Here is a 26451-nt window from a genome sequence, read left to right on the forward strand (position 1 = left end):
CTTACCGCCGCAAGCGCCCATTAGTCCAGCCACATGGGTCCTCGACGGCGTTACCAGCCCTTCTGAAACCGCTTGATCTCGCAGGTCGCGGCGGGGAGCATGTCTTCGTGCTGCACATCTACCTCGACCAGAACAAGTGGGTCGACCTTGCCCGCGCGGCGACAGGAAAGCCCCATGGTGCCCGGTTCGCCGACGCGCTCACCATGGCGAGTGCAGCAGTGGAATCGGGCGCAGTGTGCTTCCCGCTCGACATGTACAGGTACTGGGAGACCAGTAAGCGCGGCGACAACCGTTCCCGGAACGACGTCGTTGACATCATGCGCGAACTCTCCCGGGGCCAGACCATGGCGCTCCCGTTCGGACTGCTCGACCAAGAGCTCGACGAGGCACTGCTGCGGCGGTTTGGAAGGCCAACTCACCCACGGCAGCAGCAAGTGTTCGGATTGGGCATGCGGCACATCGCCGGGAAGCGTATGGACTGGCCCGGGCTCGACTTGTCGACGCTTCCCGACGGTGGCGCGTCCATGTCTCCGGCGATGCGCGCACAGCTTGAGGAGTCGTTGTACTCGACAATGGAGGAGGCGCTACATCGCGCCGGTCCGCAGGACCTCGCCGAGTCCGGATTCGATTTCGCGAACTCCGACCACGCGAAGCGCTTCGTCGAGTTCGAGAACATCCTTGCCGGCGAGATCGCGAAGAAGGGTCTCACCGGCGACCTCGTCGACCTGGCGGTCCGGGGCGCCGATCTCGGCGACATCAAGCCTCCGCTTACCGAGGCGCTTGAGCGCATCGGCACGACGTTCGAGCAGTTCGCAACGACCCTCGGCGAGCGAGGGCTCGTCCGGTTCATCGACGACCTTCCGACGCGGTATGTCACCAACGTGATGCGGTCCGCGAAACACCGCCAGAGCCAACAGCCGTGGGAGTTGAACGACTTCATCGACATTGTCGCTCTCCCGGTCGCCGCGGTGTACTGCGACATCGTCGTGACCGAGAAGCAGTGGGCTCATCGCCTCCGGCAGGGCAAGGTCGGCGAGCGCTACGGCACCGTCCTTATCAACGACGTCGCCGACCTCACCGACATCCTCGTCAACGCCGCGACCCCTTGATTCGGCTCCCTGCTCAGAACGCCGCAGCGGTGTCCCGACACCAGACTTGGTATCCGCAAATAGACGGCTGTCGACGGCCACACGACTTCACCCGTCGCCGGCAAGTCTGAGCGACCCAGTTGGAGCCGGGGCGAAGGCTGCGGCCAGCCGGGAGCTGCGGCGAACCGGGCAACTCGCCGACCCGCGCGTCACACCGCCGCGAGTGACACGCAGCAGCGAATGTGGCGGGGATCGATCAACTGACGCTACGCAGATACCTGCCGAAGTGCGGGACGGTGAACGCGATGCGGCCGCGTTCGCCGGAGTAGATGAGGCCCTTCTTCAGCAGTGCGTCGCGGGCCGGTGAGAGGGACTGCGGCTTGCGGCCCAGGACGGTGGCGACGGCGGAGGTGGGCACTGACTCGACGTCGTCACGTTCGTCGTCGGGTATGTCGCTCGCCGCGTCGGCCATGGCTCGCAGGTACTCACGTTCGCCGGGAGTCGCTCTCTCGTAACGCGATCCGAAGAACCCGACGGCCAACTCGGCCTCCGCGGCTGGCGCGGACACTGCTATGTCGGCAGCGCCGACGGGCGAGCCCGGCGCGACGTCCCACGCGACCTTGCCGTAGGCCTGGATGAAGTAGGGGTAGCCGCCGGTCGCGGCATACATCGCCTCGAGGGCGGCGTCGTCGAACTCGGCGTCCTCCTCCTGAGCGGGCGACTGGAGCGCCTTGTCGGCGGCTTCGCGCGGGAGGCGGTCGATGCGGGCGTAGCGAAAGAGCCTCTCGCTGTAGGACTTCGACGCCGAGAGCACCGCCGGCAGGTGCGGCAGGCCGGCACCGACGACGATGATCGGCAGCGATGCCTGGCTGATCTCGTGGCAGGCCGCGCACAGCGCGGACACGTCCTCGGGGTCGAGGTCCTGCATCTCGTCGATGAAGATAGCGATGCCGCGGCCCATGTCGGCGGCCAATCCGCCTGCGTCGGAAAGCAATTCGACCAGGTCGATCTCGATGTCGCCCGAGTCGGCACGGCCCGGGACGGCGGGTGCGTCGATGCCCGGGTTCCAGCGGTCGCGCAGCTTCGCGTTCGGTGGCGTGTCCCGCTGCGCGAAGGACTTGATGACGCCGAGCACCTGGTCGACGTCGTCCTGCTGTGAATGGCCGAGCTCCCGGACTGCCTGGTGCAGCGCCGACGAGAGCGGCCGGCGCAGGCGCTGGTCGGGTCGTGCTTCGAGCTTCCCCGTGCCCCACTTCGCGCGAACAGCCGCTGACCGCAACGCATTCAGCAGGACGGTCTTGCCGACCCCGCGCAGTCCGGTGAGGACGACCGAGCGCTCCGGGCGGCCCCGGGCGATGCGCTCGAGCACCACGTCGAAGGTGCGCAGCTCGTCGTCGCGGCCGGCCAGCTCGGGCGGGCGTTGCCCGGCACCGGGCGCGTAGGGGTTGCGTATCGGGTCCACGCGAGGACTGTATGGGGAAATCTAGGGTTTGGGTGATACATCGTTAGCGTGTCGCATCGAGCAGGCTCGAACCCGAACACTGCCGATCAGCGCAGCACTCGGTAGGTCACGTGGATGACCGAGCTCGCGGTACGCGCGTAGACCTGCTCAAGCTTCAGCGGCTGCACGCCGTCGAACAGGCGGGCGCCGCCACCAAGGGTGAAGGGGACGATGTGCAGTCGCAGCTCATCGACCAGTCCCGCTGCCAAGTACTGGTTGATGGTGTCCGCACCGCCCTGGATCGAGATGTCGCCGTCCCCTGCCGCCTCGCGAGCCCGGACGAGCGCCGCTTCGATTCCGTCGGTGACGAAGTGATAGGTGGTGCCGCCTGCCATCGGCTGTGGGTCGCGCGGGTGATGGGTGAGAACGAACACCGGGCCGTGGAAGGGCGGGTCGTCACCCCACCAGCCGTTCCACTCCCGGTCCCATTCGCCGCGCACAGGACCGAACATGTTCCTGCCCATGATGTGCACGCGCGCAGCGCCCAGCTGCTCGACCTCGTCCCGGTTCTCCTCCGCGTGGTCGAACATCCAGGCGTGCAGCCTGTCGCCCCATCCGTCGCCACCGTCCTCACCGAACGGACGCTCCTCCGACTGATTGATCCCGGCGGCGTAGCCGTCGGCGGTGATGGTCTGGTTGGCGATGACTCTGCTCACGGTGATCTCCCTCGGGCCCGGGGTCTCGATGCGCGGCTCGTCCCTCACCGCTACTCGACCAGCTTGCCTGACGCGACCAGCTTGCGCGGCGGCGATTTCGATACGTCTCCTCCGCTACGCTCCCCCGACTACTCAATCCACTGTTCGGCGAGGGCTCGCATGGCTTTGACTTCGCGGATGGTGATCCAGATCATCACGGCATACGCGAGGATCTGTATGGCGGCAGACGCGGCGACCGAGACATCGATCGACGTCGTGTAGATGATGACCAGCCGCAGGATCGACTCGAGCACCAGGCCGAAGCCCCAGAGAAGCGCCAGCTGGATGAAACCCGCTCGGAATTCAGCAGATTCGCGCCAGCCCTGCTCGAGCTCGGCCAGCGACTCCGGATCCTTCGCGGCGAGTCGCTTGCCCACGGTCAGGGTCAGCGGTCGCTTCAGGGCAGCGCTGCCGAGGAAGACGAGTCCCGCTATCGCCGTGACGACGCAGCCCTTCACCAGCAGCCACCGCGCGTCGCCTGTGACCGCGGACAGCACCATCCCGAGCGCGAAAAGCGTCATCATGAACGCCGAGAACGCGTCAATGCGCTTGTGCCGCCAGGCTCCCCACACGACCCGCAGGCCGGCGACGATCGTCGCGGCCATCAGCGACCAGAACGCGGTCTGCCCCGTAACGCGGGCGAGGTAGTACGCCGCGAGCGGCAGCCCCACGTCCCACGCGAGCATCGCCACCAGTCCGCTGAGCTTGATGCGTCCGCCGTAGGCTCCGGCCGGCGTTTCGGCCTCGGTCTCCGTCATTGGTTCACCCTAGGTGCGTCGCGGGTCTCCAGCCGCTGGTTTCGATACGGCTCCCCCGCTTCGCTCCTCCACCTACTCAACCCGCAGTCCTGCTCCGCCTACTCAACCCGCAGTGCTGCTCCGCCTACTCAACCCGCGGGAGGTGCGAAGGTGACGATTGCCGCGGCGCCGTGGGTGGCGTCGACTGTTGTGGATTCGTCGAGTTCGGCCAGGTCGAACGTGCCGAGCTCGGTCCCGCACGTCACCGTGCCGTCCATGCAGAAGACGAAGACCTGCCCGCCGGTCGGTACGTCGACCGGGGCGTCGGCGCCGATGACGGTCGCGACGTCCGCGACATACGCTCCCTGCCGGGTCATCACGTTGAAGTCCCGCGTCGGGCCGTCGGGGACGGTGCAGCTGACTTCACTCCCGCCGTCGAAGGCGTATGGCGAAAACCGTTGCAACTCCACCGGATCGGGGGTGTGCAGCGTCATCCGGCCGGGCGAGCACAGCACGATGACCCGATCGACACCGTCGAGGCGGGAGAACGCGCCGTCCTGCTGCACCTCCGCGACGCTCAGGCGCCAGGCGAAGTCACCGTCGGCCGGGTGACGCGCCAGCTCGTGGGTAATGCCACCTCCACCCAGCCAGGGCATGGTCGTCGCGTCTGCGAAGCGGGTGACCGCGCGTGGCATGCGGGCCTTCCTTCCGAGTGTCGAGTGATGTCGATGGAGATATCGCGTGTTCTTGGCTCGATCCTAGAGAGCGGTAGAGGCGGGCATCGAGGGCGTGGTTTCGATACGGCGCTCGTACCTCACGCCTACTCAACCCGCATCAGCCCTCGACCGGCAGGTGCTGATTTGCCAGACTCATCCGGTGGACGAAACCGAGACAGCTGCCGAGGAAACCGTCGACCAGCACGACTCGGTCGCGCTGCCCAGTAAGGACGTCGAACTGCCCGACGCGCGGCGCGACGCGTGGCGGGCCGGGCACCCCTACGACACGCGGATGACCCGCAAGGAGTACGAGCGGGTCAAGCGCACCCTGCAGATCGAGATGCTCAAGATGCAGGCGTGGGTGAAGGAGACCGGCCAACAGGTCGTCATCGCCTTCGAGGGCCGCGATGCCGCGGGCAAGGGTGGCGCGATCAAACGCTTCACCGAGCACCTCAACCCGCGTGGCGCCACCGTCGTCGCACTCGAAAAGCCCACGGAACGTGAGCAATCCGAGTGGTACTTCCAGCGGTATGTCGCTCACCTGCCCGCCGCCGGGGAGATCGTCTTCTTCGACCGCTCCTGGTACAACCGCGCCGGTGTCGAGCGCGTCATGGGCTACTGCACGAACAGCCAGTATGACGAGTTCATGCGGTCCTGCCCGCAGGTCGAGCAGATGTGGGTCAACTCCGGCATCCGGCTGATCAAGCTGTGGTTCTCGGTCGGCCGGCACGAGCAGATCAGGCGCTTCGAACGTCGCGCGACCGACCCGGTCAAGCAGTGGAAGCTCAGCCCGACCGACCTCGCCAGCCTGGACAAGTGGAACGCCTACACCGAGGCGAAGGAGGCGATGTTCGAGCACACCGACACCGAGTGGGCGCCGTGGACGGTCATCAAGTCCAACGACAAGAAGCGCGGCCGGCTCGAGGCCATGCGTTATGTGCTCGACGCAATGCCCTACCCCGACAAGGACCGCGACGTCATCGGCTACCCCGACCCCAAGATCGTCGGCTCCGCCAAGCAGATCCTCGACGAGGGCGAGGACGGATTCCAGGGCGGATACCGTTCCGGCCGTTAACGATCGGCGGCAGGACCAGCAGCATCCCGGCCGACCACACCACGTGCAGCACCACCGGCGCCACCACTGACCCGGTTCGTGCGCGCTCCAGGCCGGTCAGCGTGCTCAGCAGCCCCGAGGCGAGCACCAGCATCGGGTTGCCGGTCGCGGTGGTCACCGCCATGTGCAGCGCCGTCGTGGTCGCCAGGACCGGCAACCCGAGGTGCGCGGCGACGTCATACAGCGCTCCGCGGAAGAAGAGCTCCTCGGTCGCGCCGGTGAGCAGTGCCAGCCCCGCGACGGTCGGCAACGGGCCCTTGCGCGCGTGATCCAGCACGTCGGCCATCCGGTCGCGCACGAACGGCAGGCGCGAGCCGACGAGCGCGCCGGCGGTGAAGACCCCGACGGTCACCGCCCCCACGGCGGCCGGCTGCAGCACGACAGCACGCAGATCGGCCGGCAGCTCGAATCCCCGCCCGTCGATCAGGCGTATGGCGGCCGCCCCCGCCGTCCACACCGCCGCCAGCTCGACGGTGCGCCGCCGGAACGCCATACCGCCCCGCGGGCTGCGGATCGCCCGGCGCAGCATCGGCGTGCCGATCGCAAGAGTCGCGGCGGCAGCAGCCGTCGCGGTGTCGGGACGCAGGTTCGGCGCGCCCACTGTCAGCCCGCCCACTCCGGGTCCGCGCTGGTCAACCAGGCGGGATCCACGTCGCCCGGCTCCGGCAACTCACCGGATCGACGCGATGGTCCGCCCAGGGCGGCCGCCATGGCACGGTCCAGCGGCAGCGGATCGGCCACCCCGGCCAGCTGCCAGATGTCCCGCTCCGCGCAGACGACGTCGTGCACGAGGCTGCCCACCAGCGGCTTGGCGACACCGAGCGGCACGGGTGTCACGAGTCCGAGCCACTGACTGGCGAGCGATGGCGTGAGCACCGGGACGGTCACCACCAGTCGGCGGCGCAGCTGCGCGGACTCGGCGAAGCGGTCGATCAACGCGCGGTAGGTCAACACCTCGCCGGACCCGATGTCGAAGGTGCGGTTGCTGTCCGCCGGCAGATCGGCGGCCGCCACCAGCAGGTTCAGCACGTCGCGGACCGCGATGGGTTCGATGCGGGAATTCAGCCAGCGCGGCGCGATCATCGCCGGCAGCCGGTGCGTGAGGTGCCGCAGCATCTCGAACGACGCCGATCCCGACCCGATGATGATGGCGGCCTGCAGCACCGTGGCAGGGACCTCCCCGCCCAGGAAGATGTCACCGACCTCGACCCGGGACGCCAGGTGCGGGCTGAGCGACTCGCCTTCCGGGTGCAGGCCGGACAGGTAGACGATCCGCCGTGCGCCGGAATCCGCTGCAGCGTGGGCGAATCCGTCGGCCATCTGTCGATCGCGTCGCCGGAAATCGCCCTTGCCGTCCATCGAGTGCAGCAGGTAGTAGGCGACGTCGACCCCGTCGAACGCACGCTCCAGGTCCTCCGGGTCGGTCGCGTCACCGGCGACCACCCGGACCGACTCCTCGTCGCGAGCCCAGGGACGCTCGCGGATGGCGTCCGGTCGCCTGGCCAGCACGGTCAGCCGCCATCCCGCCGCAAGGAGTTGCGGCGCGAGCCGTGAGCCGATGTAGCCGCTGGCGCCCGTCAGCAGCACCCGTCCGGTCTGGTCCGCCATACACCCAACCTAACGGGGTTTCGGCAACCGCTCCCCGAGTACGCGCAGCAACTCCTGCACGGCTTCGCTGTCCCGTGCCTTCGGGGAGGACACCAGGCACAGCTGCCAGCGCAGCGGCTCCGCCAGCTCTCGTATGACGACACCGCGCGTCTCCACCGACGGCCGTGGCACCACTGCCACGCCGAGCCCCGCGCGCACGTAATCGGGCACGGTGGTCAGGTCCGGCACCTCGACGAGGACGGACCGACGCACCCCCTGAGTGGCCAGGAAGCGGTCGACCATGGTGCGGTTGCCGAATCCCGTTGGTACGTCGACGAATGCGTCACGTGCGAGCGAGCTGATCGAGACGATGCTGTCGGTGGTCGCCGGGTGCGCCGGCGGGAGCATCGCGACGAACGGCGTGTCCTGCAGCACGATCGGCGCGAGATCCTCCAGCTCCGTCGCGTCGAACCCGACCAGACCGACGTCCAACCGGCCGGCCCGCAGATCCCGCGCGATGTCACTCGATCCACGGGGGCGTTGGGCCAGCGACAGCTTCACGTCCGGGTGCCGCCGGTGGAACGCGCCGAGCCGGCCGGGCAGGTCCAGCCACTCCAGGCTGGTCAGCGTGCCGATCCGGATCCGGCCGCGCAGCGTCATACCCCGATCGCCACCGATCGAGCGAATCACCCTCTCATCAGCGAGGATTCGCTCGGCAACCGGCAACAGCGCGGCACCCTGCGGGGTCAGCTCCACGCGGCGGGTGGAGCGGGTGAGCACGGCATACCGCAGGTCCTTCTCCAGTGCGGCGACCCCGGCGCTGACGGTCGATTGCACGGCGTTGAGTCGTGCGGCGGCCTGGGTGAAGCTGCGTTCCTGCGCGACCGTGACGAAGTATTCGAGTTGCCGGGTGTCCATCCCGGCATACTAATCGGGTATGTCGATGAATCATCTGACGATTGTTCGTTGGACACGATCAGCCTGCAGGCGGACCATGGACGTATGACGACAACCACCTCGGACACCGCCGCCGTGCGGCCCGGCCACGCCGGGCACCGGCGCGCCTTCTGGCTGGTGGCCGCAGCGTTCGCCGCGACGATGGCGTTCACCACGGTCCCGACTCCGTTGTATGCGCTCTACCAGGCGCGCGACGGCTTCCCGACGCTGATGATCACGGTGATCTTCGCGGCATACGGCTTCGGCGTGATGGGTGGGCTCTTCATCGTCGGGCACGTGTCGGACTACCTCGGCCGGCGACCGGTCATCTTGGGTGCCGTCGTCGCCGAGCTGGTGTCATGTCTGATGTTCGTCTTCCTCAAGGACGTCACCAGCCTGCTCATCGCGCGCTTCATCTGCGGGGCCGGCATCGGCGCGCTGACGTCGACCGCGACGGCGCACCTGAGCGAACTGCGCTCGATCGGTGCGCCCGAGGAGGACGGGCGGCGCGGCAGTCTGGTCGCGAGCGCCGTCAACACCGGCGGCCTCGCCCTCGGGCCACTCGCCGGTGGCCTGCTCACCGAGTGGTGGCCGCACCCGCTGACGCTTCCCTTCCTCGTCTTCGTGGCGGCACTGCTGTTGGTGGGTGCCGTTGCGCTCCTGGCGCCGGAGACGGTTCAGGTGCCGGATGAGCGGCCGCCATACAAGCCACAGCGCGTGAGCGTATCCGCAGACGTGCGAGGCGAATTCATCGCTTCCGGGCTGGCTGCCGCCGGGTCGTTCGCGGTGCTCGGCTTCTTCACCTCACTGACCGGCAGTGTCCTCGGCGAGGTGATGCACGAGCACTCGAGGCTCGTGACCGGACTGGTCGTCTTCGGTGCCATGGGCGCCTCGTCGGCGTCCCAGGTCGTGCTGCACGGCCTGCGGCCGCGGCCCAAGCTGCAGGCCGGGATCGGCCTCATCGTCGCCGGACTGGTGCTGGTCTCGGTCGCGACGCTGATCGCGTCGTTGGTGCTCTTCGCGATCGGCGGTGTCATCGCCGGCGCGGGCATCGGGCTGATCTTCGCCTCGAGCATCGCCGCGGCCAACCGGATGGCCGACCCGGCCAAGCGCGGCGAGACCGTGGCCGGGATGTTCCTCGCGGCATACGCCGGGATCACCGTGCCGGTCATCGCGTGCGGTGTGCTGCTGACCTGGGTGCCGACGGTCACGCTCGTGGTGTGCTTCGCGGCGCTGATCATCGTGGTCGCCGCCGCGTCGACCTGGCAGATGCTGAAGTTCACCCACTGAGTGAACGGGTAGGTCAGCGCAGCCGGACGACCTCGAAGCGGCCCTGCGGATGGGCGATGGCGTCCTGGGACGGGATGAGCTGGATCTCCCGGGTGCCGGCGTCATGGGTGCGTTCCATGATCGAGAAGACCGAATCCGCCGTGTCCGCAAGGGCTTTCGCGGGTTCCACGGTCAGCCAGCGGGCCAGGAAGATCGCCGCTGTCGCGTCACCGGCACCGGAGACGTACATCGGCAGCAGCGGCGTCGTGACGAGCCACGCCCCATCGTCCGTCACGACCGCGAGTTGCACTGAGTCCGCTGGGGTTTCGTCGGTCTGCACGGACGTGACCAGCACCGTGCGCGGGCCACGCGCGCGCAGCGCATCGACCGCGACCAGCAGCCCGTCGACCGTGTGCACCTCACTCCCGGTGAGGAAGTCCAGTTCGAACTGGTTCGGCGTGACGATGTCCGCGGCGGGAATCACCTTGTCCCGCATGAACTCCGGTATGCCGGGCCGGACGAAGAAGCCCCGCTCGACATCGCCCATCACCGGGTCGGCGCAGTAGATCGCCTTCGGGTTCGCCGCCTTCACCCGAGCGACCGCATCGAGGATCACCGCGCCGACCTGCTCGCCGCCCTGGTAACCCGACAGCACCGCGTCGCACTCGCCGAGCACGCCGCGCTCCTCAATGCCGGTGATCACGTCGGCGACGGTCTCCGGCTCGAAGACGGGACCACGCCATTCGCCATACCCGGTGTGGTTGGAGAAGTGCACCGTGTAGACGGGCCACACCTCGAAACCGAGGCGCTGCAACGGAAACACCGCAGAGCTGTTGCCCGCGTGACCGTAGGCCACCGAGGACTGGATCGACAGGATGTTCACCGCGGCAGTGTATGGCGGGACGGTCAGATGACCTGCGGGTCGGCTCCCGAATCGGCGACGACCGGCTTGCCGGCATACGCCCACTGCTTCATGCCGCCCTCGACGTTGGCGGTGTCGAAGCCCTGTTGGTTGAGCCACTGGACCGCGCGTCCGGACCTGTTGCCGGAGCGGCAGATGATCGGCAGCGGGTCGCGCTCGTCGGCCTCGGGCAGCTCGCCGAGCCGAGCCGGCAGCTCACCCAGCGGGATGTGTATGGCGCCCGGCGCGTGCCCGGCGTCCCATTCGTTCTGCTCGCGCACATCGATGACGACGGCGTCGTCCGCCAATTGCTCGGGCGTCGTGTAATCAGTCATGGGTCAATCCTGACTCATGCCGCCCGCCAGGTGCGCAGCGGAGCACCGGCGAAACCGATGCCGGCCAGCACCAGCGTGCCGAGCGTGACGCCCAGCAGGCTCGGCGCCAGAGCCACCAGCATGAAGATCCAGTGGACGGTCGCTGCGCCGTCCCCGGCGAGAGTGTCGACGATGCCGATGACCTGGACCAGCAGCGCCAGGTAGGGCAGCACGAAACCGAACGGCGTGAACGCGAGCCCGCCCCACAGGAAGGCGTCGGCCGGCCCGGAGGTCCCACGTGTGCTGCGCCGGCGGAGCCGCAACTCGAGTCGCCGCGCCCCCGTCTCGTTCGGGTCGCGCTGCACCACCTGCCGCACCCACCCACGCAACTCGCGCCGGAACCGCAGGAATCGGTGCAGCATCCCGGCATACCCGATGGTGGCCAGCGCGGCGAGAATCCAGCCAATGGTCACGACGACCGGCCGCACGGTGTGTCCGTCCGCGCCCTGTGTCGCGCCGAAGTAGACCACGAACAACCCCGCGACCAGCAGATAGCCGAGGCCGCCGAACGCCATACCGCCCCGGAACGACAGGAAGCCCGACAGGTTCAGCTCCCGCCCCTGCTCCTCGAGGGCGTCCATCACTTCAGCAGGCGCGACATCCGGCGGTCGGCCAGCGGTTTCCCGCCCGTCTGGCAGGTCGCGCAATACTGCATCGACCGGTCGGCGAACGACACCTCCCGCACCACGTCACCGCACACCGGGCACTGCTCGCCGGTGCGGCCGTGCACGCGCATGCCGGCCCGCTTGGCGTCCTTCAGGTCCTTGGCCGGCTTGCCCGACGCGGCCGCGATCGCCTCGGTGAGGATGTCGCGCAGCGCGTCATACAGCCGGTCGACCGCCTCCTCGTCCAGCTTCCCGGCGACGGCGTATGGCGAGAGCTTCGCGGCGTGCAGCACCTCGTCCGAGTAGGCGTTGCCCACCCCGGCGATGACCGACTGGTCCCGAAGAACCCCCTTGATCTGTGACCGCGAACCGGCCAGCAGCCCCGCGAAGTCCGCCCGCGACAGGGAGAACGGGTCCGGCCCGAGCGAAGCGATGCCCGGCACCTCGGCGGGGTCGCGCACGACATAGACGGCCAGCCGCTTCTTGGTCCCGGCCTCGGTGAGATCGAAGCCCGACTCGTCGGCGAAGCGCATCCGCAGCGCGATCGGCGACTTGCCCGGACGGACCACGGTCTGCGGCAACGCGTCGGACCAGCGCAGCCAACCGCCGCGCGACAGGTGGAAGACCAGGTGGATGCCGTCGACGTCCAGATCGATCCATTTGCCGTGCCGCCGGACATCGGTGACCGTGAGGCCGCCGAGTGAATCCACCGGCGGATCATAGGTTTTCAGCACCGAGAAGGACCCGAGGTCGACGCGCGCGACCGGCAGGCCGACGACACGGGACGCCAGGAAGTCGACGAGGCCCTGGACCTCGGGCAGCTCAGGCATCGGCACCACTCCTCGTGTCGGAACCGTCCCCCGCACCCGCGAGCGCCTTGCGCACCAGCCGGTGCAGCGTGAAGCCGTCCGGCCCCTCGCAGACCATCATCCGCACCGGCCGGCCGCGCAGCTCATCGCGCACCAGCGGGTGGCCGTGCGAGAGCAACTGCTGGGTCGCGGTGAGCTGCCGGATCGCGATGGCCGCCACGTTGTCGGGGTGCTCGACGGCGAAATCCTCGTAGATCACCGGGTCGTGCTGCCCGTCGTCGCCGACCAGCAGCCACTGGATGTGCGGGAACTCGGCGGCCAGCCGCCGCAACGACGCCCGCTTGTGCGCCTGGCCGCTGCGGAAGATGCTGTCGTTGGTCGGGCCCCAGTCGGTCAGCAGCGCCGGGCCCGACGGGAAGCCGTGCCGCCGCAGGAAGCGGGTCAGGATCGGCTGGGTGTTCCAGGCGCCGGTCGACAGGTAGACGATCGGTGCGCCCGGGTGTGCCGCGAGCAGCGAGCGGTACATGGCGGGCATCCCCGGCACGACCTTGCGAGCGGTCTCCTCGAGCACGAAGCTGTTCCAGGCCGCGATCATCGGCCGCGGCAGCGCGGTCACCAGGCAGGTGTCGTCGACATCGCTGATGATGCCGAAGCGGGTCTCCGGCGAGATGACCTGGAGCGGCACCTCGACGTCCAGGTCGTCGACGCTGATCGTGGCGGTGTGCCAGCCGGGCTCCAGCCCGTGATCGCGCAGCTCGACATCGAGGTAGCCGCCGCGGTCGGTGGTGGCCACCGCCGTTGCAGCACCGCAGCGCAGTCGCACGTCGACGCCGGCCAGCGGCGCGGTGAAGAACACCTTGAAACCGCGCCGGATCGGCGCGTCCTCGGCGGTCGGCGCGGTCGCGGGCTGGCCATCGCGGGCCAGCACGACACGGGCCAGCAACCGGGCGAAGCCGGTGCCGGCATACCCGATGTAGGGCAGGACCTGCAGCTGCCACCCGCGCTTGCGGAGCCGCTTGGCCACGACGGCATTGACGGCGTCCTCGGCACGCGCTGCGGGGTGGTTTCTGGCCATACCGCTCAGATTACGGCCCCCGGCCGACTACTGGTCATCGTCACCCGGGTGAACGATCCGCAGGATGATCTCCGTGGCACTGCGCAGCGCCTGCCGCTCCTGATCACTCAGCCGAGCCACCTCGGGCGCCAGCGCCGCGGCACGGGACGCGCGCAGCTGCTCCAGCTTCGCCCGGCCCTCGTCGGTGAGGTCGATCAGCGCGACGCGCGCGTCGTGCGAATCGGTCGAGCGGGATGCCCAGCCCGCGGCCTCGAGCCGCTGCACCTGGGTGGTCATCGTGGGCTGGCTGCAGTGATCGGCGTTGGCGAGCTCACCGATCCGCGCCGGTCCCAGCTCGTCGATCAGCGACAGCAGCCGGGCCTGCGCGGGCGGGATCGGCAACTCGGCGTGCCGTGTCGCCCAGCGATTCAGCCGCGCGACCGCACTCAGCAGTCGGGCGCCTTCGAGATCGACAGTTGCGGGTTCCATGGCCGAATATTACATAGAATAACTATGCGTCGTCAACTCGGGATTTCACTTCGCCGGCTCGCGCAGCTCGCGCTTGAGGATCTTGCCGGTCGCGCCCTTGGGCAGCGCGTCGATGAACGTGATCGTGCGCGGATATTTGTATGCCGCCACGCGCTCCTTCACATAGGAGGTCAACGTCTCGGCATCCAGATCTGATCCCTCGCAGCGGACCACGTATGCCGCGACGTCCTCGCCATAGTGCGGGTGCGGGACTCCGATGACAGCGGCCTCCACGACATCCGGGTGCTCGTAGAGGACCTCCTCGACCTCGCGCGGATAGACGTTGTAGCCGCCGCGGATGATCATGTCCTTCGCGCGGTCGACGATGAAGAAGTAGCCGTCGTCGTCCATCGTGGCGAGGTCCCCGGAGTAGAACCACTTATCACGTACCGCCTCGGCGGTGGCGTCCGGCCGGCCCCAGTAGCCCTTCATGATCAGGTCGCCCTTGATGGCGATCTCACCGATCTCGCCCTTCGGGGCGTCGGAGCCGTCGGCCTGGGCCAGGCGCATCTGCACACCCTGCAGCGGCACGCCGATCGAGCCGACCTTGCGCTGCTTGTCCGGCAGGTTGAACGAGGCGACCGGAGAGGTCTCGGACAGGCCGTAACCCTCCAGGATCTTGGCGCCGAAGCGCTCCTCGAACTTGCGCATCACCTCGCCCGGCAGCGCCGCGCCGCCGGAGCAACAGGTCCGCAACGACGAGACATCGATGTCGTCCTGATCGGCGGCCGCGAGCAGCATCGCGTTGTACATCGTCGGGACGCCCTGGAAGATCGTCGCCTTGTCGCGCTGCATGATCTCCAGCACGCGGCCCGGCTCGAAGCGCGGGATCAGCGTGATCGTGGCGCCGCTGACGACCGCCGCGTTGAGCCCACACGTGAGGCCGAAGACGTGGAAGAGCGGCAGGCAGCCCATGATCACGTCGCCGGGACCGATGTGCACCAGCTGATCGACGACCATCCGGGCGTTGTCGTCCAGATTGTGATGTGTCAGCTCGGCGCCCTTGGGGCGGCCGGTCGTGCCGGACGTGTAGAGGATCACCGCGGTGTCGTCGTCGGCCCGCTCCACCGGCTCCGGGATCGGGTCGGCGTCGCCGAGCAGTCCGGCTTCCGCCTCGCTCCCTGAGCTTGTCGAAGGGTCGACCAGCTCGAAGTCGGTGCCGGCGTCCTGCGCACCCTGCGGGCCGTCGCCCGGCATACCGAACATCAGCGAAGCGCCGGAATCGCTGAGGTAGTAAGCGATTTCGCGTGGCTTGAAGAGCGGGTTCATCGGCACGACCGTCGCGCCCGCCCACAGCACGCCGTAGAAGATCACCGGGAAGGTCGGCAGGTTGGGTTGCGACAGCGCGACCCGGTCGCCGGGCCGTATGCCGCGCGCGGCCAGCTTGCCGGCGAACTTCGCTGCGGCATCACGGAGCTCCGCGTAGGTCAGCGTGAAGTCATCGAGCTTCACCGCCACGGCGTCCGGGTGCTGCTGCGCCGTACGGGCGAGATTTGCGGCGAGGTTCGTCATGACGACAACTGTAGAACGCCGACGTGTCGTGGATCACAGATTGTGCAAACAGCACGCCCGCGGATTGAGTAGGGCGAGGTACGAGCCCGTATCGAAATCGCGGTTTCGATACGCTCCTCCGCTTCGCTCCTCCGCTACCCTTCGAGACGCCCGCTCGTCCCTCACGGGCTCCTCAGGGCGCCAGCTCAACCCGCGGATATAGCAGTCGAGACGCTGCCGTTGCCCTTGTCGAGCAGTTCCTCCGCGTGCACGGCGTCGACGCCGGCCAGCAGCATCACGACTGCGACCTTGGTGCGGCCACCGGCCGCGGTGAGCGCGTCGGCGGCGGTCTGTTCGTCGGACTCGGTGGCCGCGGCGACGATCCGGCGGGCGCGGTCGACCAGCTTGTCGTTGGTGGGGCGCATGTCGACCATGAAATTGCCGTAGGTCTTGCCGATCCGCACCATCGCACCGGTGGACAGCATGTTGCAGACCATCTTCTGCGCGGTGCCGGCCTTCAGCCGCGTGGACCCGGTCAGCACCTCCGGCCCGGTCGCGACCTCGATCGCGACCTTCGCCTCGCGGCCGATCAGCGAGTCCTTGTTGCAGGCGAGGGCGACGGTCCGGGCACCCCGCTCCCGCGCCCGGCGCAGGCCCGCGATGACGTATGGCGTGCGGCCGCTGGCCGCGATTCCGACCACCGTGTCATGAGAGCCGACCGCGAGACCGTCGACGTCGGCTGCCGCGGCGTCCAGGTCGTCCTCCGCGCCCTCGACCGCCTGCACGAACGCCCACTGCCCGCCGGCGAGCAGGGCGGTCACCTGGTCGGCGTCGGTGTCGAAGGTCGGCGGGCACTCGACCGCATCGAGCAGCCCGAGCCGCCCGCTCGTGCCGGCACCGACATAGATGAGCCGGCCGCCCGAGCGCAGTGACTCGGCGATCAGGTCCACGGCCTCGGTGATCTCCGGGAGCGCGTCCCGGACGGCGAGTGCCACGGTCGCGTCCTCGTCGTTCATCAGCTCCAACAGCTGCCGGGTGTCCATCGAGTCCAGCCCGGCACTGCGCGGGTTGCGCGCTTCGGTGGTCAGTTCACCGAGATTCATGCCTTGGTGTTCCTTTTCGCCGCCTTGTTCGTCGCCTTCGTCGCCCTGGTCGCCTTGCCGCGTTTCATCGGGCGCGCGTCACGAACCGCCTCGTGGGTGCGCCGCAACGCCTCGGTGGTGGCCTCCAGCGAGCTGCGTGCGACACCGACGAAGAGGAAGTCGACCACGGCGAGCTGCGCGGTCCGGCTGGCCAGCGCACCCGAGCGGAACGTGGTCTCGCGGGCGGCGGTGGTCAGCACGATGTCGGCATACTCGACGATCGGGGCGCCGGAGAAGTTGGTGATGGCGATCGTGGTCGCGCCGGCCTGCTTGGCCGCCGCGAGCGCCTCGACGACGTCCTGCGTGCTGCCGGAGTGCGAGACGCCGATGGCGACATCCGAGGGACCGAGCAGCACCGCCGACGTCATCGCGGCGTGGAACTCCGTCCAGGCGAAGGCGATTCGGCCGGCTCGGATCAGTTTGTACTGCAGGTCGGTGGCGACCAGGCCACTCGCCTGCACTCCGAAGATCTCCACGCGCGGCGCCGCTGCGACGGCTGCGACGGCCGCGTCGAGCGCCGACAGGTCGAGGTGCTCGGCGGTCTCCTGCAGCGCCCGCACCTCGTGGTGCACGATCGCCGCGACGATGTCCTCGGTCGTCTGTGCTTCGTCCAGGTCCGCCGGGGGCTTGCGGGTCGCGCCGCCGAGCGCCGACTCGCGGGCCGCGGCACCGGCGAGGGCGAGGCGCAGCTGCGGGTAGCCGCCGAATCCGACGCTGTGGCTGAAGCGGGCGACCGTCGCGACAGAGGTCTCCGCGCGCTCGGCCAGCTCCGTGATGGACAGGTGCGCAGCGCCCGCCGGATCGCGCAACACGACGTCCGCGACACGGTGCTCGGCCGGCTGCAACTGCGGCAGGGCGGACCGCATGCGGACGAGAACGTCGCGCGTGGGGTCGCCCGTCGGGTCACCCGGTTCCTTCGTCATGACGTCCCTTTCCGACCTTCGGCGCGGGGCGTCGCAAGGCGTTCGTGTTGCGGTCGGTCGTTCCCCGGAACCACCTGTTCTTCCTGCCCGGTCACTGTAACCATCGAATGAAAATCAGGTGCCAGGACCGTCTCTCCATTTGGAAAAGATTGACATATCCTGACCCGGACATTGCGTGATTCATGGTGCACGGTCGCGAGCAATTCCGGCGCACAACGCCTGAACTCGCGAATTGTCTGTCAGTTCCCTGGGAAGCCGGCCCATATTGCAGGAGGTTCGCGGTGATCGTCGTCGGCTGCATCTCGGGCACGTCCGTCGACGGCATCGACGTCGCCGTGGCCGACCTCGCCGGAGCCGACAGCGGGCAGCTCACGTTGCGGCCGCTCGGCGCCCGGACCTACTCCTGGTCGTCGTCGACCCGGGCGAGCCTGCTCGCGCTACTGCCGCCCTCACCGACGAGCGCCGCGGATGTATGCCGCCTCGATGTGCTCGCCGGCCGGGAGATCGCCGCGGCGGTGCAGTCCGCGATCGACGAATTCGCCAGTGGCTCAGCCGATCTCGTGGTCAGCCATGGTCAGACCGTCTTCCACTGGGTCGAGGGCGACATCGCCCACGGCGGGCTGCAGCTGGGCCAGCCCGCGGAGATCGTCGAGCGCACCGGGCTGCCGGTGGTCAGCGACATCCGCAGTCGCGACATCGCCGCCGGAGGTCAGGGCGCGCCGCTCGCGGGCACGCTGGACACGCTGTTGCTGCACGGCATCTCACCACCGGCCTCACGCGCGCTGCTGAACCTCGGCGGCATCGCCAACGTCACCGTCGCATCGCCGCACGGCAGCGCCGCGTTCGACACCGGCCCGGCCAACTGCCTCATCGACGCCGCCGTGTCGGCCGCCACCTCCGGCGCCCAGTCGTATGACGCAGGCGGTCGTCTCGCCGCTTCCGGGCACGTCGATCAGGTGCTGCTCGAGCGGCTGCTCGCCGAGCCCTACTACGCACTACCGGCGCCGAAATCGACCGGGAGAGAGCTGTTCCGGGCGGATTACCTGGCGGCGTTCGATCTCGATGTGCGGGGTCTCGAGGCGCCTGGTCTCGATACGCCGCTCGTTCCTCACGGCTACTCGACCCGCGAAGGGCTCGCGGACCTGGTGGCGACGCTGACCGAGCTGACGGCGGTGACCGTGGCGAACGCGCTGGCGCCATACGACGTGACCGAGGTTCACGCCTCCGGCGGCGGTGTGCGCAATCCGGTGCTGATGGACCGGCTGGCCGTGCACCTCGCGCCGGCCCGGCTCGCCACCAGTGACGAGCTGGGGCTGCCGACCGACGACAAGGAGGGCTACCTCATGGCGCTGATCGGCTACCTGACCTGGCACGGCATACCGGGAGTGCTCGCCGGCGCCGACGGGCGGACCCTGACGGGGGCACGGACCCCGCGTGTGCTGGGCCGAATCAGCCCCGGTGACAAGCCATTACGGCTCCCGGAGCCCGGCGTGACACCGCGCAGCCTGCGCGTGGTGAACTGAACAGGTGACCGAGCTGTGACCGATCCATACCCCCTGCACCCGCTGCTCCGCGAGCGGTGGAGTCCGCAGGACTTCCGCACCGACCACGAGCTCGACGCGACGGACGTCGCCACGCTGCTGGAGGCGGCACGCTGGGCGCCGTCGGCCGGCAACTCGCAGCCATGGGCGTTCGTGGCGGCCCGGCGCGGTGACGAGATGCACCGCCGGCTCACACCGCACCTGCTCGGCGGCGCGCGCCGCTGGGGCCCACGGGCCAGCCTGCTGCTGGTCAACCTGTGCCACCTGCGGGTCGACGAAACCGACTATGAATACTCCGAATTCGCGATGTACGACCTCGGTCAGGCAGTCGCCCACCTGACCGTCCAGGCGCAGGCGCTCGACCTGTCGGTGCGGCAGTTCCGCAGCTTCGACCGCGACGCCGTCGAAGCACTGCTGACCGTCGCGCCGGGGTGGCAGGTCGCCACCATGGCGGCGATCGGTGTGCCGCCGCAGGCGCCCGCGCCATACGCCGTGCAGTTGCCGGACGGCCGCACACTGCCGCGAGAGCGCCGCCCGTTGCAGGAGATTCACGCCGAAGATCCGTGAGTTCACGGATCCGCCACCGCCACCGTCGTATGACGCTGGGGTGGTGCGCATCCAGATCTGGGTCGACGGCACCGACCCGCCGACCGGGCGCGTCGGGGACCACGGCGAGCCCGTGCCGTTCTGCGGCTGGATCGACCTGCTAGCCGTCCTGTCGGACGTCCTCGAGACGTCGCGCGACGAAGACGGCGACCTCGGTGCGAGAGCGCAACCCGAGCTTGGCGAGGACGTTTGAGACATGGCTCTCCACAGTCCGTCGCGACACGCACAGGCTCTCGGCGATCTCGGGATTGGTCTCGCCGGTGGCGAGGTGCCGGGCGATGCGCTCCTCGGTCCGGGTCAGCGATTCCCACCCGATCCTCGGGCGGTCCCTCGACGGGTTCGCCACCCGGATGCCGGCCCGGCGGAACGCCGTGCGGGCGCGGCTCACGTCGTGGTCGGCGCCGACCTCGGCATACCGGCGCAGCGCGGTCTCGGCCGGCCGTCGCGCCTGCAGGCCGTGCGTGCGCACCGTGAGGGCCGCGAGTTCGGCCATCCGCGCGTGATCGAGGTGCCGGACGGTCGTGCCCATCAGGGTTGCGGCCTCCACGAGCGTCGCCGGATCGTCCGTTGCCACACCCCGGACCGCGAGCGCCGTCGCGCGCAGGTGCGGCACCGGTGCGTTGCGTTCGGCGAGCTCGGCGAGCACCTCGACCACCTCGTGGGCGCGGTCCCGCGCCCTGGCGGGATCGCCCGTGCCCGCCAGGACGACGGCGCGTGCCAGGTCGACGAGTTCGAGCCCGAGTTCGGCGCAGTCCATCAGCATCTCGGTGGCACGGAACTCCTCCCAGCCGGCCCAGAGCACCTCGAACATCCCTGCGAGATCACCGCGGGCGAGCTCCAATTGGCTGCGCCCGCGCCAGATCCAGGCCCGGCCACGACCCGCCCACGTCATCCGGTCCGGGACCGGATCCAGCCCCGACGCCCACTCCTGTGCGGCGTCCGGTCCGAGCTGGTGCTGCAGCACGTGCGCCCACAGCCCGCGGACCGGCGGGTCGAGCCGCACCTCCATCGAACCCACGAGCGACCGGTGCGCGTCGAGTTCCGCGGCGATGTCGGACAGGCTGCCGCTGTGGCTGAGTGCCTGTGCGCCGAGCGAGTGGGCCGCGAGCACACCGGTGCGGTAGTCGAAGGCGGCCGAGACCTGCAGCCCGCGGTGCAACTGTGTGATGACCTCGTCCGTGCGATCGAGGTCGGCGAGCGCCACCGCGAGCTGGGCGTGCGGGAACGGCTCGATCGCGGTCAGGGTCGGGTGGCGATCGGCCTTCGCGACGGCGTCGGACAGCAACCGGACGGCTTCCTGCAGATCCCCGCGGCAGTTGGCCAGCAGACCCTGCAGGGTGAGCGCGTAGACCTCCGCGCCGCTGCTGCCCACCTCCGCGCCGAACGCCGCCGCCTGCTGCGCCACCCGCCGGGCGCCGTCGAGGTCACCGAGCAGGAGACGCGGCCAGCCCGCGAACGCGAGGTGCTCGGCACGGGCCGCCGGCTCGAGCACCTCCGCCGCCGCGAAGCCCTCGGCGGCGTCGCGGGCCTCGGCGTGCCGGTGCTGCAGCAGCAGGGTGTGGGTCCGGATCGTGGCCAGTGTCGTGAGGGTCGCGACGGGCACCTCGCGTTCGAGGGTGCGCTCGGCGATCTCGCCCGCCTCCACGACCCGGCCGGCGCGCAGCGCCGCGAACGCCAGCCCGGTGCTGGCGCGGGCATGCTGCTGGTCGTCCTCCGCCGTCACCGACTCGACCAGGTGCCACAGCTGGACCGCGGTGTCCGGTGCGGCGAGTGCGGTGCGGTCGGCGAGCCGCAGCATCCAGGGGACGTCATGTGCTGCGGCGGGGGCGCGCAGCAGGTGTTCGGCGACCGTCGCGGGGTCGACCTGCTCCGCCTCCAGGCGTATGGCGATCTCGCGGTGCAGCTCGGCGCGCACGATGCCGGGGAGGTCGTTGAGCAGCACCGACCGGATCAGCGCGTGCCGGAAGCCGAGCATCTCCTGTGGGGTCTCCTCGAGGATGCCCGCGGCAAGGGCCTCCCGCAGCATCGGTACGAGCGCACTCATCGGCCGGTCGGCGACGATCCGCAACTGCGCCACGGGGAAGCGGGTGCCGAGCAGCGCCGCCGACGCGAGCAGTTGCCGGGTCGCCGCACCGAGGTGGCTGAGGTAGCGCATGATCACCATCGACAGGGACGGCGACGGCCCCGCAGGCGCGTCCAGCAGCGCCTCACCGTGCGGTCCGATGGTGACCGCGCCGTCGCGCAGCAGTGCTCGCACCATCTCGGTGAGGAAGAGCGGGTTGCCGCCCGCCGCCACCAGGCGGCCCGCGAGCACGCCCTCGACCCGGCCGCCGGTCAGTTGTTCGGCGATCGCCACGCAGGTCGTGTCCGGCAGCGGCCCGAGCGTCAGCGTCTGCAGGAGTTCGCGCTCGCTCAGCACGCCGAGCAGGTGATCCAGCGCGGGTGGTGTCCGGTGCCGTGCCTGGGTCCGCAGGGACCCGATGATCAGCAGCGGGATCTGGTCGAGCGTCGCGCTCAGCCTGGCCAGCAGGCCGAGGGACGCGGGGTCCGCCCAGTGCAGGTCGTCCAGGACGAGCAGCGTCGGGGCTCTGGCCAGCCGGTCGATCACCGCGTGCAGACGCTCCCCCACGGCATACTCCGCCTGCCCGGCCATGGCACGCCGGTCCGCGTCGGTGAGCACCGGTGCGAAGGCGTCCAGCAACAACCGGTGGGTATGACGCCGGGCCATGGCATCACCGGCCGCCCGCAGGACGACGGTCGATGGCGGGACCCGGTCGAGGACCGCGTCGATGAGCGAGGTCTTGCCGATCCCGGTCTCGCCCAGCACCGCGATGAAGCGGCCGGTGGACGACGTGCCGGTGACCGCGGCGAGCAACGACGCGACCTCCTGCTCCCGGCCGAGGAAGACGTGTCCCGGCGGGTCGCGCGGGGCGGCCCGGCGGCTGGCTGGAGGCATGCTGATGACACCGCCTCCCAGGTCGCTCGATCCCCGAAGTTTAGTGAGGGGTGAGGAGCTGTGTCCTGCGAATCCGACCGGCCCGCAACGGCTCTGCAGCCGTTCGCGTCCCGGCTGGCGGCCGAGTGGCTCACCGATCACCCGGACCTGCGGCACCGCCGGTTGGACTGCACGATGGTCTTCGCCGACATCTCCGGCTTCACCGCGCTGACCGAGCGACTCGCTCGCCGGGGCAGGGTCGGCGCCGAGCTGATGAGCGACACGCTCGATCTCACCTTCGGCACCCTGCTCGCCCCGGCGTTCCGGGACGGCGCCGATCTGCTCAAGTGGGGCGGGGACGCGGTGCTGCTGCTCTTCCGGGGCGAGGGTCACGCGCGCTGGGCCGCGCACGCCGCGCACCGGATGCGCGCCGAGTTGCGCGGGCTCGTCCGCGGTCGCGGGCTTCCGGTGCCGGCGTCGTTGCGTATGTCGATCGGCGTGCACAGCGGCGGTTTCGACGTGTTCTTCGTGGGCGATCCGGGCAGTCACCGCGAGCTCCTGGTCGCCGGACCGGAGACCAGCCACCTGGCGGCCGTGGAGCAGGCCTGCGGCGCCGGCCAGATCCTGCTCAGCACCGAGGCGGCCGCACTGTTGCCGGCGACCGCGCTGGGTGAGGCCGTGCCGGTCGGGGACTCCGCCGCCTGGTTGCTGCGGTCGTGCCCACAGGTGCCGGGCACGCCACCCGACGTGCGCGCCGGTCCGAGCGCTGCGATCGCGGACACCCTGCCACCGCCCATTCGGGCGCACCTGCAGGAAGAGGCCATGCACCCCGAACACCGTTCGATAGCAGTGGGTTTCGTCCAGTTCCTCGGCTCCGATCAGCTGCTGCGCGACAGCGATCCGGAAGCTGCCGCGGAGGCCGTCCATCAGATCGTGGCGAGGGTGCAACGGTCCTGCCTCGAGCACGGCGTGACGTTCTTCGAATCCGACATCGCCGCGGACGGCGGCAAGATCATGCTGACCTCCGGGGCACCGCACAGCACCGGCCACCACGTCGAGCGGATGCTGCGCACCGCCACCCGGATCGCCGCACACGACGGAGCGCTCGGGGTACGGGTCGGCGTCAACACCGGGCACGTCTTCGCCGGGGACTTCGGTCCCGCCATACGCCGGACGTACTCGATCAAGGGTGATGCCGTGAACCTCGCGGCGCGGCTGCTCGGGCACGCCGAGCCGGGTCAGGTCGTGGCCACCGAGGCGGCCGCTGCCGCCTGTGATGCGGAGCTCGTCTCCACGGCCCTGGCGCCGTTCACCGTGAAGGGCAAGCGCGACCCGATCCACGCGGTCGTCGTGCACAGCGTGCTGGACCGGCACCTCGGCCGGGTGGAAACACCGTTCGTCGGCCGGGCGGACGAATTGGCAACGCTGAGTGGGGCACTCGCCGCCGCGATGCAGCAGTGCGGGTCGGTCGTCGACGTGGTCGGCGAACCGGGCATCGGCAAGTCGCGGCTGGTCGCCGAACTGCCCGTGCCGGAGGGTATGACGACCCACGTCACGACCGTCAGCAGCTACGACACCGGCATGCCCTACATCGCGGTGCGCAGCCTGCTGCGCTCGGTGCTCGGCATCCAGCCGCACGACACAGCCGAGGCGATCGCGCTCCGCCTCGCCGGGCGGGTCCAGCAGAAAGCGCCGGAGCTGCTGCCGTGGTTGCCGCTGCTCGGCATACCCCTCGACCTGGACCTGCGGCCGACGCGCGAGGTGCAGGAGCTGGATCCGAAGTTCCGGCGCGGCCGCATCGAGGAGGTGACGGTCGCGCTGCTCGCCGCCCTGCTGACCGACCCGACGCTGCTGCTCTTCGAGGACACCCACCTGATGGACGAGGCCTCGAGTGCGCTGCTGCACCGGTTGGCCGCGGAGAGCCACCGGCAGTCGTGGTGCCTCATGATCACCCGGCGGCACGTCCCGATCGGCTACGAGCCGGTCCTGTCGGCGCCGACCGATCTGCGCGTCACGCTGGCGGCGGTCTCACCGGAGGCCGCGCTCGAGTTGCTGGAGTCGGTGTCCGCCGCCCGCCGCCCGAGCCGGCGCCTGCTGGAGGCGATGGCGGAGCGCGCCGACGGCAACCCGCTCTTCCTCACCTCGCTGGGTTCGATGACCGACGCCCCGGCAGGGAGCGACGAGGAGTTGCCGGACTCGGTCGAGGCCGTCCTGATCGCCGACATCGACCGGCTCACGCCGGCGAACCGGACGCTGCTGCGGATCGCCGCGGTCGTGGGCTCGCGCTTCGACCCGGCGCTGGTGGCACAGTTGCGCCCCGGCCTGACCAGCGCAGCCGAATTGCCGCTCCGGCTGGCCGAATTCGTCCGCCCGGTCGAGTCCGGCATGGTGGAGTTCCGGCACGCGATGGTGCGGGACGTCGCGTATGCCGGGCTGCCGTTCCGGCTGCGTCGCGAGGCGCACGAGCAGGTGGCGGTCGCGCTCGAGCAGTCTCCCGATCGGACCACCGCCACGCCGGCGCTGCTGAGCATGCACTTCCACGCCGCCGGCCTGGCGGACAAGGCGTGGTCCTACTCATTGCGGGCCGGTGACGAGGCACGGGCGAAATACGCCTACGGTCAGGCGGCCGCCTTCTATGCGCGGGCACTCGACGCGGGCGCGAACCGGCCAGGGACGACCCCGGCGGCGCGCTCCGCGGCATACGTCTCCCTCGGCGAAAGTCTCGACATGGCCGGCGACTCGGCCGGCGCGCTGACCGCGTTCCGTCGCGCCCGCCGGGACCTGCGCACGGACGTGGTCGCGACCGCCGAGGTGCTCTACAAGGAAGCGCGAATCACCTTGCGGCTGGGGCGATATCAGCCGGCGCTGGCGCAGCTGACGCGCGCCCTGAGACTGCTCGAAGGAGTCGACGGGCCGGCCGCCGCGGCGGTCCGCGCGACGCTGGCCACCCGTTACGGCTTCTGCCGGCACCTGCAGCGGCGGGCGACCGACGCGCTGCGGTGGGGACGGCTCGGCGTCCAATGGGCGGAGGAGTCCGGGGACCGGACCGTGATCGCGCACGCCTACAACGCCCTCCATCTGGCGTATGGCGCCTCGACCGTCCCGGAGGACCGGCCCTACGGCCAGCTCGCGCTCGCGCTCTACGAGCAACTGGACGACCTGAGTGGGCAGGCCCTCACGGTCAACAATCTCGCGATCGACGCCTACAACAACGGACGCTGGGACGAAGCCGTCGACGGATTCGCCCGGGTGGCAGGCAGTTTCCGCCGCCTTGGCGACGACGCCAATGAGGCGACCGCCCTCTACAACCGCGCAGACGTGCTCGTCACCCAACACCGTCACGCGGACGCGCTGCCCGTCCTGGACGCGGCGCTGCGACTCGCGCTCGGGGTCGACGACGAGGAGCTGATCGGGCTGACCTACCGGGAGCAGGCGCGCGCCCGCGCCGGGGTCGGTGACCGGTCGGAGGCGTGGCGTCTCTTCGACGAGGCGCGGACCGTGCTCGACGGCCTGCACCTGACCACCGAGGTCATCCTGCTGGACGCAGCCCGGGCCGAGGCCCTGCTGGAGACGGGACGCCCCGCCGAGGCGCTGGCTCTGGTGGACGATGCGCTCAGCGCGGCGCGGGCTCGCGCCGCCGACACGCTCGCCAGGCTGCACCGGATCCGCGCGCACGCACTGGTGGCACAGGGCCTGCGGGATGAAGCTGCCGCTGCGGCACTTGCCGGATTGGACCAGGCCACAGGGGATTTCGGTGGTTTCGAACCCGCGCTGCTGCGGCTTGCGCTGGCCGACGCGACGCAGGACACCGACCTGCGCGATGCGTCCCACCGGGCCCTGTCCACCCTCGGGGTGTCGCCCCCGACAGGACCCGGCGCATCGGCGCCCACCTGATCGGT

At 69.9% G+C, this 26451-nt stretch carries 23 protein-coding genes; 6 read left to right on the plus strand and 17 right to left on the minus strand.

Going from position 1 to position 26451, the window contains the following annotated elements; all coding sequences use genetic code 11:
* Positions 1-107: 107 nt before the first annotated feature.
* The gene (locus VG502_RS20475) at positions 108-1109 is read left to right on the plus strand and encodes a hypothetical protein (protein WP_325552106.1); all 1002 of its coding nucleotides are present in this window, start codon (positions 108-110) and stop codon (positions 1107-1109) included.
* A 235-nt stretch (positions 1110-1344) separates the two neighbouring features.
* Here the strand turns inward: VG502_RS20475 and VG502_RS20480 are convergent, their stop codons facing one another.
* From VG502_RS20480 to VG502_RS20495, 4 genes are all read right to left on the minus strand, one after another.
* A complete protein-coding gene (locus VG502_RS20480; protein ID WP_325552107.1) occupies positions 1345-2550 on the minus strand; it encodes an ATP-binding protein in 1206 nt (401 codons plus the stop codon).
* A gap of 86 nt (positions 2551-2636) precedes the next feature.
* Positions 2637-3245, minus strand: a complete 609-nt coding sequence (locus VG502_RS20485) for a dihydrofolate reductase family protein (protein WP_325552108.1) — start codon at positions 3243-3245, stop codon at positions 2637-2639.
* Positions 3246-3373: 128 nt separating this feature from the next.
* Entirely contained in the window at positions 3374-4042 is a 669-nt protein-coding gene (locus VG502_RS20490; RefSeq protein ID WP_325552109.1) for a VC0807 family protein, read from the minus strand.
* Between the two features lie 128 nt (positions 4043-4170).
* A complete protein-coding gene (locus VG502_RS20495) occupies positions 4171-4716 on the minus strand; it encodes a HutD/Ves family protein (RefSeq protein WP_325552110.1) in 546 nt (181 codons plus the stop codon).
* 157 nt (positions 4717-4873) lie between these two features.
* On the opposite strand from VG502_RS20495, the gene ppk2 reads away from it, so the two are divergent.
* Complete coding sequence (gene ppk2 / locus VG502_RS20500; protein WP_414655763.1) at positions 4874-5812, plus strand: polyphosphate kinase 2; 939 nt, start codon at positions 4874-4876, stop codon at positions 5810-5812.
* Here ppk2 and VG502_RS20505 read toward each other — a convergent pair.
* The 3 genes from VG502_RS20505 to VG502_RS20515 are packed head-to-tail and all read right to left on the minus strand — an operon-like array spanning position 5715 to position 8356.
* The gene (locus VG502_RS20505) at positions 5715-6467 is read right to left on the minus strand and encodes a CPBP family intramembrane glutamic endopeptidase (RefSeq protein ID WP_325552112.1); all 753 of its coding nucleotides are present in this window, start codon (positions 6465-6467) and stop codon (positions 5715-5717) included. The genes ppk2 and VG502_RS20505 overlap by 98 nt on opposite strands.
* Positions 6455-7459: an NAD(P)H-binding protein gene (locus tag VG502_RS20510; protein ID WP_325552113.1), complete on the minus strand. Its 1005-nt coding sequence runs from the start codon at positions 7457-7459 to the stop codon at positions 6455-6457. The genes VG502_RS20505 and VG502_RS20510 overlap by 13 nt, the downstream gene beginning before the upstream one ends.
* Positions 7460-7468: 9 nt before the next feature.
* The gene (locus VG502_RS20515) at positions 7469-8356 is read right to left on the minus strand and encodes a LysR family transcriptional regulator (RefSeq protein ID WP_325552114.1); all 888 of its coding nucleotides are present in this window, start codon (positions 8354-8356) and stop codon (positions 7469-7471) included.
* Positions 8357-8440: 84 nt separating this feature from the next.
* Here VG502_RS20515 and VG502_RS20520 point away from each other — a divergent pair, with 84 nt between their 5' ends.
* Positions 8441-9664 carry an MFS transporter gene (locus tag VG502_RS20520; protein ID WP_325552115.1) on the plus strand — a complete coding sequence of 408 codons (1224 nt, stop codon included), beginning with the start codon at positions 8441-8443 and terminating at the stop codon, positions 9662-9664.
* Positions 9665-9677: 13 nt separating this feature from the next.
* On the opposite strand, the gene pdxY is transcribed toward VG502_RS20520, so the two are convergent.
* The 9 genes from pdxY to VG502_RS20565 all read right to left on the minus strand — a co-directional run bounded on the left by pdxY (position 9678) and on the right by VG502_RS20565 (position 17470).
* A complete protein-coding gene (gene pdxY / locus VG502_RS20525) occupies positions 9678-10526 on the minus strand; it encodes a pyridoxal kinase PdxY (protein ID WP_325552116.1) in 849 nt (282 codons plus the stop codon).
* A 23-nt stretch (positions 10527-10549) separates the two neighbouring features.
* Complete coding sequence (locus tag VG502_RS20530; RefSeq protein WP_325552118.1) at positions 10550-10879, minus strand: rhodanese-like domain-containing protein; 330 nt, start codon at positions 10877-10879, stop codon at positions 10550-10552.
* Between the two features lie 14 nt (positions 10880-10893).
* A complete protein-coding gene (locus VG502_RS20535) occupies positions 10894-11499 on the minus strand; it encodes a hypothetical protein (protein WP_325552119.1) in 606 nt (201 codons plus the stop codon).
* The gene (locus tag VG502_RS20540; RefSeq protein ID WP_325552120.1) at positions 11499-12353 is read right to left on the minus strand and encodes an Fpg/Nei family DNA glycosylase; all 855 of its coding nucleotides are present in this window, start codon (positions 12351-12353) and stop codon (positions 11499-11501) included. The genes VG502_RS20535 and VG502_RS20540 overlap by 1 nt, the downstream gene beginning before the upstream one ends.
* The gene (locus tag VG502_RS20545; RefSeq protein WP_325552121.1) at positions 12346-13407 is read right to left on the minus strand and encodes an App1 family protein; all 1062 of its coding nucleotides are present in this window, start codon (positions 13405-13407) and stop codon (positions 12346-12348) included. Before VG502_RS20545 ends, VG502_RS20540 begins: the two co-directional genes overlap by 8 nt.
* A gap of 27 nt (positions 13408-13434) precedes the next feature.
* Positions 13435-13875 carry a MarR family winged helix-turn-helix transcriptional regulator gene (locus VG502_RS20550; RefSeq protein ID WP_325552123.1) on the minus strand — a complete coding sequence of 147 codons (441 nt, stop codon included), beginning with the start codon at positions 13873-13875 and terminating at the stop codon, positions 13435-13437.
* Positions 13876-13920: 45 nt separating this feature from the next.
* On the minus strand, positions 13921-15426 hold the full coding sequence (locus VG502_RS20555) for a long-chain-fatty-acid--CoA ligase (protein WP_325552124.1): 1506 nt from the start codon (positions 15424-15426) through the stop codon (positions 13921-13923).
* 185 nt (positions 15427-15611) lie between these two features.
* On the minus strand, positions 15612-16508 hold the full coding sequence (gene murQ, locus VG502_RS20560; protein WP_325552125.1) for an N-acetylmuramic acid 6-phosphate etherase: 897 nt from the start codon (positions 16506-16508) through the stop codon (positions 15612-15614).
* On the minus strand, positions 16505-17470 hold the full coding sequence (locus VG502_RS20565; RefSeq protein ID WP_325552126.1) for a MurR/RpiR family transcriptional regulator: 966 nt from the start codon (positions 17468-17470) through the stop codon (positions 16505-16507). The genes murQ and VG502_RS20565 overlap by 4 nt, the downstream gene beginning before the upstream one ends.
* Before the next feature lie 281 nt (positions 17471-17751).
* Here VG502_RS20565 and VG502_RS20570 point away from each other — a divergent pair, with 281 nt between their 5' ends.
* Positions 17752-18993, plus strand: a complete 1242-nt coding sequence (locus VG502_RS20570; RefSeq protein WP_325552128.1) for an anhydro-N-acetylmuramic acid kinase — start codon at positions 17752-17754, stop codon at positions 18991-18993.
* Positions 18994-19008: 15 nt separating this feature from the next.
* Positions 19009-19578, plus strand: coding sequence for a nitroreductase family protein (locus VG502_RS20575; protein ID WP_325552129.1), 570 nt, complete (start codon positions 19009-19011; stop codon positions 19576-19578).
* 139 nt (positions 19579-19717) lie between these two features.
* Here the strand turns inward: VG502_RS20575 and VG502_RS20580 are convergent, their stop codons facing one another.
* Complete coding sequence (locus VG502_RS20580; protein ID WP_325552130.1) at positions 19718-22573, minus strand: helix-turn-helix transcriptional regulator; 2856 nt, start codon at positions 22571-22573, stop codon at positions 19718-19720.
* 60 nt (positions 22574-22633) lie between these two features.
* On the opposite strand from VG502_RS20580, the gene VG502_RS20585 reads away from it, so the two are divergent.
* Positions 22634-26446 (plus strand): adenylate/guanylate cyclase domain-containing protein, encoded by a 3813-nt coding sequence (locus tag VG502_RS20585; RefSeq protein WP_325552131.1) that lies wholly within the window; start codon positions 22634-22636, stop codon positions 26444-26446.
* The last annotated feature ends 5 nt before the right edge of the window (positions 26447-26451 follow it).

The organism is Flexivirga sp. (genome assembly GCF_035551235.1).
Lineage (GTDB): Bacteria > Actinomycetota > Actinomycetes > Actinomycetales > Dermatophilaceae > Flexivirga.

Bases quoted from the DNA above. Each gene is read 5' to 3' on its own strand.
- VG502_RS20495 (WP_325552110.1), bottom strand. From the start codon at position 4,716: ATGCCACGCGCGGTCACCCGCTTCGCAGACGCGACGACCATGCCCTGG.
- VG502_RS20545 (WP_325552121.1), bottom strand. From the start codon at position 13,407: ATGGCCAGAAACCACCCCGCAGCGCGTGCCGAGGACGCCGTCAATGCC.
- VG502_RS20565 (WP_325552126.1), bottom strand. From the start codon at position 17,470: ATGACGAAGGAACCGGGTGACCCGACGGGCGACCCCACGCGCGACGTT.
- VG502_RS20515 (WP_325552114.1), bottom strand. From the start codon at position 8,356: ATGGACACCCGGCAACTCGAATACTTCGTCACGGTCGCGCAGGAACGC.
- murQ (WP_325552125.1), bottom strand. From the start codon at position 16,508: ATGAATCTCGGTGAACTGACCACCGAAGCGCGCAACCCGCGCAGTGCC.
- VG502_RS20530 (WP_325552118.1), bottom strand. From the start codon at position 10,879: ATGACTGATTACACGACGCCCGAGCAATTGGCGGACGACGCCGTCGTC.
- VG502_RS20580 (WP_325552130.1), bottom strand. From the start codon at position 22,573: ATGCCTCCAGCCAGCCGCCGGGCCGCCCCGCGCGACCCGCCGGGACAC.
- VG502_RS20510 (WP_325552113.1), bottom strand. From the start codon at position 7,459: ATGGCGGACCAGACCGGACGGGTGCTGCTGACGGGCGCCAGCGGCTAC.
- VG502_RS20520 (WP_325552115.1), top strand. From the start codon at position 8,441: ATGACGACAACCACCTCGGACACCGCCGCCGTGCGGCCCGGCCACGCC.
- VG502_RS20555 (WP_325552124.1), bottom strand. From the start codon at position 15,426: ATGACGAACCTCGCCGCAAATCTCGCCCGTACGGCGCAGCAGCACCCG.
- VG502_RS20540 (WP_325552120.1), bottom strand. From the start codon at position 12,353: ATGCCTGAGCTGCCCGAGGTCCAGGGCCTCGTCGACTTCCTGGCGTCC.
- VG502_RS20490 (WP_325552109.1), bottom strand. From the start codon at position 4,042: ATGACGGAGACCGAGGCCGAAACGCCGGCCGGAGCCTACGGCGGACGC.
- VG502_RS20535 (WP_325552119.1), bottom strand. From the start codon at position 11,499: ATGGACGCCCTCGAGGAGCAGGGGCGGGAGCTGAACCTGTCGGGCTTC.
- VG502_RS20550 (WP_325552123.1), bottom strand. From the start codon at position 13,875: ATGGAACCCGCAACTGTCGATCTCGAAGGCGCCCGACTGCTGAGTGCG.